Here is a 5,728-nt window from a genome sequence, read left to right as displayed (position 1 = left end):
CCGTGGTTCCCGGTGCGGCGGCGCGCCGCCTCCGCGTCGGACGCCCAGCACTCGCCGGAATGGACTCCCGGGGGCGACCGGCGCTCAGCAGCCGATCGGCAGGACGGACGTGGGCTCGGTGATCGCCAGCGGCTCCCCGGCGGGGGTCAGCCGCCCGGACGACGGGTCGCGATGGAAGGCGGTGAGCGTGTCGGAACGCTGGTTGGCGCAGAAGAGCAGCCGCCCGTCCGGGCTGAGCGCGATGTCCCGGGGCCAACTGCCGCCGCATGCGACGGTGGTGAGCAACTCGACGGACGCGCCGTCATCCCGCACGGCGTGGACGGCGATCGCGTCATCGCCGCGGTTGGTCGTGTAGAGGAAACGGCCGTCCGCGGACAGCCGGACGGCGGCCGCGGAGTTGGCGTTCGGCGCGCCCGGGTCCTGTCGTGTCTCCAGCTCGGCGGTGGGTCCGAGACGGCCGGCGTGCGGGTCCCAGGTGCAGACGGTGAGGGTGGAGGAGAGCTCGTTGAGCACGTGGACGTACCGGGCCGAGGGGTGGAACACCAGGTGTCGCGGGCCCCTGCCGGGCGGCAGTCCGACCGTCTGGTGCGCGCTGAGCCGGCCGGTCGCCTCGGTGAAGGCGTACACGTGTATCCGGTCGGTGCCGAGGTCGGTGCACAGCAGGAACCGCCCGTCCGGCGAGGGCGCGGCCATGTGGGCATGGGGCTCGGTGAGCAGCTCACCGCAGGCCTCCCGCCCGGGGTGGCGGATGGTCTGCACCGGCCCGGCGGCGATCGTGCCGTCCGCGCCGGTGGGGATGGCGGAGAGGACACCGTCGCCGTAGTGGGCGACGAAGACGTGCGAACCGCTGGGGTGCACCGCGAGGTGGCAGGGGCCGGCGCCGCCGCTGGCGACGGTGGCGGGCGGGCCCGGGGTCACGGTGTCCACGTCGGTCCCGAGGGAAAGGACGCGTCCGGCTTCCTGCTCGACGACGGCGTGGAGGACCGCGCGGGTCGGATCGACGGCAACGTAGGAAGGGTGGTCGACCGGTAGCGTCCGGACCAGGCTCATGGCGCCGCCGGCGTCGTAGCGGACGGTGCTGAGGCCTGCTCCGGGAGTGCTGGCCGGAGCGGCGCTGCCGATGACCAGCGTGCCGCCGGACGCCGTGGCCGGAAGGTCGTTCGGCGGGTGGTTCAAGGCATGCCTGCTCTCTGCTCGCCCTCCGGCGAACGGTCCGTCGACGTGACTGGCCGGGGACGAACCGCGGCGCCGGCTTCCTGCCGGGCTCGACTCCACGATGACCGGCCGCTCATTCACCCGACGAAGATAGTCACTCCGTCGGACTGTCTCAACGAAGCCGGGGACGCCGATCATGGAGACAGCCAGACCCGCCATGGAGACAGCCAGACCCGCCCACCTCTTGGAGGCACCGTGTCCGACCTGCCCGCGTCCGCCGACCTGCTCGACCAGCTGGCACTGCCCGAACTGACCCGCGCGGCCGCCCTCCTCCAGCCCGAACTGGCCGCTCTGCGGCGGGAGTTGCACCAGGAGCCGGAGATCGGGCTCGACCTGCCCAGGACCCAGGCCCGGCTGCTCGCGGCGCTCGACGGGCTACCGCTGGAGCTCACCCTGGGCAAGGGGCTGAGCTCGATCACGGCGGTGCTGCGCGGCGGCCGCCCCGGGCCGACGGTGCTGCTGCGTGCCGACATGGACGCGCTGCCGGTGCAGGAGAACGTACGACTGCCGTACGCGTCCCGCCTCCCCGGCGCGATGCACGCCTGCGGGCACGACCTGCACATGGCCGCACTGGTCGGCGCCGCCCGGCTGCTGGCCGAGCGGCGCGCGGAGCTGGCGGGCGACGTGGTGCTGATGTTCCAGCCGGGCGAGGAGGGGGCGGGCGGCGCCCAGCTGATGGTGGACGCGGGGGTGCTGGACGCGGCCGGCGAGCGGGTGGTGGCCGCGTACGCCCTGCACGTGGCCGCCGCCCTGCTGCCCAACGGGCTGGTCGCCGCCCGGCCCGGGCCGATGCTGGCCGCCTCCGACACCCTCCAGGTCACCCTGCGCGGGCGCGGCGGGCACGGCTCCAGCCCGCACTCGGCGCTGGACCCGGTGCCGGCCGTGTGCGAGGCGGTGCTCGCCCTCCAGACGATGGTGACCCGGCGGATCGACGCCTTCGACCCGGTGGTGGTCACCGTCGGCACGCTCAGCGCCGGCACCGCGGCCAACGTCATCCCCGACGAGGCCCGGTTCGCGGCGACCATCCGCTCCTTCTCGCCGCGCTCGCGGGAGTTGGTGCGCGCCGAGGCGCTGCGGGTGGTGCACGGGATCGCGGCGGCGCACGGGCTGGAGTCGGTGGCCGAGGTGGAGCCCGGTTACCCGGTGACCGTCAACGACCCCGTGGAGGCGGACTTCGCGGCCGGCCTGGCGACCCGGCTGTTCGGGCCGGAGCGGTACGTCCCGATGCCCCAACCGATCGCCGGCTCCGAGGACTTCGGCGTGGTGGCCGCGCTGGTCCCGTCCGCCTACCTGATGCTTGGCGCCGCCCCGACCGACGGCCGCGACCCGTTCACCACGCCCTACAACCACTCCCCCGACGCCGAGTTCGACGACGGCGTCCTCGCCGACGCAGCCGCGCTCCTGGCCGGCCTGGCCCTGGGAAGGCTGGCCCGGGAGTAGGGCCTGTCCGGCGGGCGGGCGCCGGGTGAGGAGATCCGGTGATCTGACGGTGCGCTAGCCGTGCAGGCTGCCGTGGATGGGGTGAGCGACGGGGCGAAGTTCCGATTCGTCGCGTTCCGTTCAAGCTCCGCTTACCCCATCATGGAAGCGTGTCAGCGCGCCTACGCGCGTAGCACTCCCCCGTACCCCACGACACAAGGGACATGACACATGCTCAGACGCATAGCAGCCACCCGCCCGCTCGCCCTGGGCGCCGTCGCCCTGGCCGTGCTCACCGGCGCCAGTGCCGCCCCCCACCGGGCCGCCGCAGCCACCGTCACCACGACGGCCACCGCCACGACCACCCAGCACCGGGTGCTGTTCGACAACAGCAAGGCGGAGACCGCCGGCAACGCCGACTGGATCATCAGCACCAGCCAGCCGGACCCGCTCGCCGAGAACGCCGGCCCGCAGTCCGAGACCGACTGGACCGGTGCCATCTCCAGCTGGGGAGTCGCCCTCCAGAAGACCGGCCAGTACAGCCTCAAGACCCTGCCGAGCGGCTCCACCATCACCTACGGCACCGGCGGCGCGCTGGACCTCGCCAACTTCGACGAGTTCGTCCTGCCCGAGCCCAACATCCGGCTCAGCGACGCCGAGAAGACCGCGGTCATGACCTTCGTCCAGAACGGCGGCGGGCTGTTCCTGATCTCGGACCACACCCAGAGCGATCGCAACAACGACGGCTGGGACTCCCCCGCCATCATCAACGACCTGATGACCACCAACTCGGTCAACAGCAATGACCCGTTCGGGCTCTCGGTCGACCTGCTCAACATCCAGACCGACAATCCGACCGCCATCAACGACGCCACCGACCCCGTCCTGCACGGCCCCTTCGGCACCGTCACCGGCAGCATCATCCGCAACGGCACCACCTTCACCCTCAAGCCCGCCGACAACCCCAACGTCAAGGGCATCGTCTACCGCACCGGCTACTCCGGCACCACCGGCGCGTTCTTCGTCACCAGCAGCTTCGGCAAGGGCCGGGTCGCCCTCTGGGGCGACAGCTCGGCCATCGACGACGGCACCGGCGAGTCCGGCAAGACCCTCTACAACGGCTGGAACGACCCGGCCGGCACCGACGCCGCCCTCGGCCTCAACGCCACCGCCTGGCTCGCCGCCGGCAGCGGCGGCAGCACCACCGGCAACGTCACCCTCACCAACCCCGGCGCCCGCACCGCCACCGTCGGCACCGCCACCGGCCTCCAGCTCTCCGCCACCGACACGGCCGGCGGCACCCTGAGCTACGGCGCCTCCGGCCTGCCCGCCGGCCTGAGCCTCAACACCGCGACCGGCCTGATCAGCGGCACCCCCACCACCGCCGGGCCCTACACCGTGACGGCCACCGCGACCGACTCCACCGGCCCCTCCTCCTCCGTCACCTTCACCTGGACCGTCCAGTCCACCGGCGGCACCGGCTGCACCGCGGCCCAACTGCTCACCAACCCCGGCTTCGAGACCGGCACGACGGCCGGCTGGACGGAGACCAACACCAGCGGCAGCAGCACCGTCAACAGCAGCTCCAGCGAGCCGCCGCGCTCCGGCACCTACGACGTCTGGCTGGACGGCTACGGCAGCACCAACACCGACACCCTCGCCCAGACGGTGACCCTGCCGACCGGCTGCAGCAGCTACACCTTCAGCTTCTGGCTGCACGTCGACACCGCCGAGCCCACCACCAGCGCCTACGACAAGCTGACGGTGACCGCGAACGGCACCACCCTGGCGACCTACTCCAACATGAACGCGGCCGCCGGCTACCAGCAGCACAGCTTCAACCTGTCCGGCTACGCCGGCCAGACCGTGACCCTCAAGTTCACCGGCGCCGAGGACTACACCAAGCAGACCTCCTTCGTCCTCGACGACACCGCCGTCAACGTCGGGTGATCCCGTGATCCCGTGATCCGATGCCGGTGGCCCTCCCCGCCCGGGGAGGGCCACCGGCGTTCGGGGCCGGCGGGCACCCGGTCCTGATCCCTGGTCAGGTGATCTCGGCCACTGCCCCGGGGCAGGTCGGCGGGCGAGAATGCCGGGCATGACGTTATGGCCCCTTGACGCCCTCGCCGGACTGGTCACACTGGCCCTGTTGGTGGGGGCGGCCTTCCTGCACATCACCGGCCTGAAACGGTGGGCGGGTCACCGGTCGCGGGTCTCACCCGGGTTCGTCGTCGTGATGGCCGTCGCCGTCCCCCCCGCGCTCGGTGCGGGATTCCTGTGGGTGGGCCTGCCGGTCTCCGCCTGGATCCATTTCGCCGTGGGAGGAATCGCCCTCCTCCTGATCGCGGTCGCCCCGCTGGTCACGGCCTACCGCGGCCGTCGTCCGTCCCGATCGTGGGCCGGGACGGACCAGGGCCACGGGCACCGAACCCTCCCACCGGGCACCTACGTCATCGGCCCGTCCGGGCGGGACTCCCACCCGCAGGTCCACCACCGAGGACAGGTCCCGACGGGGTGGGCGCTTGGGGTGCTCGAGCCTCCCGAAGGGCCGCCGTACGCGCAGCTGATCGTGGAGATCGTCGCCGAGTTCCACGCCGAGCTGGTGGAGGCCGCGATCGACAGCGGTTTCGTGCCCAGCACGGATGAGCCGCCGGAGACGAGTGGAGCCGTCGACGTCGGCGACGGACTCGTAGTGAAGCGCCTGCTGCTGGACGGTGGTCGCTGTGGGTGGGGACCGGGCTGGCGGGTTGAGGCGAGGCCTGACTGGCTGGCTGCGGCCGAGGGCCGGGGCAGCGTTCTGGTCAGCATCGTGCCCCCGGACACGTCGCCACCCGGCCTGCCGGAGATGGAGCCCGAGGCGCACCGCGCGACCTTCGCCCGGGGGCTCGCCCAGGCGAGAGCCGAGGGCCGGGTGCTGCACGGACTGGCAGAGCTCCAGCTGGGGACCGCGCCCGGGAAACGCGCCGGCGGTCGGCTCGCCCGGGTTCGGAATGGGTGGCGGACACGCCGTCAATGACGGTGGCGGGGGGGGGCGCGGCGGGGCGGGGCCCCCCCCCGGGGGGGGGCGGCCCCGGCGGGGGCGGGGCGCGCGGCG

At 73.0% G+C, this 5,728-nt stretch carries 4 protein-coding genes; 3 read left to right on the top strand and 1 reads right to left on the bottom strand.

Annotated features, from left to right (window positions below; genetic code table 11):
- Positions 1-84: 84 nt before the first annotated feature.
- Positions 85-1,176, bottom strand: coding sequence for a lactonase family protein (locus ACWCYO_RS40045; RefSeq protein ID WP_449786983.1), 1,092 nt, complete (start codon positions 1,174-1,176; stop codon positions 85-87).
- A gap of 243 nt (positions 1,177-1,419) precedes the next feature.
- Between ACWCYO_RS40045 and ACWCYO_RS40040 the strand changes: the two genes are divergently transcribed.
- The 3 genes from ACWCYO_RS40040 (at position 1,420) to ACWCYO_RS40030 (ending at position 5,650) form a co-directional block, all read left to right on the top strand.
- Positions 1,420-2,655: a M20 metallopeptidase family protein gene (locus ACWCYO_RS40040; protein WP_449786984.1), complete on the top strand. Its 1,236-nt coding sequence runs from the start codon at positions 1,420-1,422 to the stop codon at positions 2,653-2,655.
- A 210-nt stretch (positions 2,656-2,865) separates the two neighbouring features.
- Positions 2,866-4,584: an Ig domain-containing protein gene (locus ACWCYO_RS40035; protein WP_449786982.1), complete on the top strand. Its 1,719-nt coding sequence runs from the start codon at positions 2,866-2,868 to the stop codon at positions 4,582-4,584.
- Between the two features lie 148 nt (positions 4,585-4,732).
- Positions 4,733-5,650, top strand: a complete 918-nt coding sequence (locus ACWCYO_RS40030) for a hypothetical protein (protein WP_270140276.1) — start codon at positions 4,733-4,735, stop codon at positions 5,648-5,650.
- The last annotated feature ends 78 nt before the right edge of the window (positions 5,651-5,728 follow it).

It is taken from the genome of Kitasatospora sp. NPDC001683 (assembly GCF_053596495.1).
The sequence above is the reverse complement of the archived record's forward strand: the minus strand, read 5'-3'. Positions and strand labels throughout refer to the sequence as shown.

Coding starts and splice junctions, on each gene's coding strand:
- ACWCYO_RS40030 (WP_270140276.1), top strand. CDS start 4,733: ATGACGTTATGGCCCCTTGACGCCCTCGCCGGACTGGTCACACTGGCC.
- ACWCYO_RS40035 (WP_449786982.1), top strand. CDS start 2,866: ATGCTCAGACGCATAGCAGCCACCCGCCCGCTCGCCCTGGGCGCCGTC.